Genomic DNA, 316 nt, shown 5'->3' with positions numbered 1-316 from the left:
CAATTGAGCTACGGGCGCATATGGTGCCGAGGGCGGGGGTCGAACCCGCACGGTGGTCACCCACCGCAGGATTTTAAGTCCTGTGCGTCTGCCTGTTCCGCCACCCCGGCATGTCATATTGAAAATTGGAGCGGAAGACGGGATTCGAACCCGCGACCCCAACCTTGGCAAGGTTGTATTCTACCACTGAACTACTTCCGCAAGACATGTATGAGTTATTTTATTAAAAGTGCGGGTGAAGGGAGTCGAACCCCCACGCCAAAGGCGCTAGATCCTAAGTCTAGTGCGTCTGCCAATTCCGCCACACCCGCATATT

General features: G+C 54.7%; 3 tRNA genes. All 3 read right to left on the bottom strand.

The window, feature by feature from the left end:
• Window positions 1-21: 21 nt before the first annotated feature.
• Window positions 22-110 (bottom strand) — tRNA-Leu (locus tag Q3V31_RS30845).
• Between the two features lie 16 nt (window positions 111-126).
• A tRNA-Gly gene (locus tag Q3V31_RS30840) sits at window positions 127-201 on the bottom strand.
• 29 nt (window positions 202-230) lie between these two features.
• A tRNA-Leu gene (locus Q3V31_RS30835) sits at window positions 231-311 on the bottom strand.
• Between the last annotated feature and the right edge of the window lie 5 nt (window positions 312-316).

The sequence above is a fragment of the Bacillus nitratireducens genome (genome assembly GCF_036320425.1).
Classification (GTDB): domain Bacteria; phylum Bacillota; class Bacilli; order Bacillales; family Bacillaceae_G; genus Bacillus_A; species Bacillus_A nitratireducens.
Note: the sequence above shows the minus strand (reverse complement) of the source record. Positions and strands in the feature narration are given on the sequence as shown.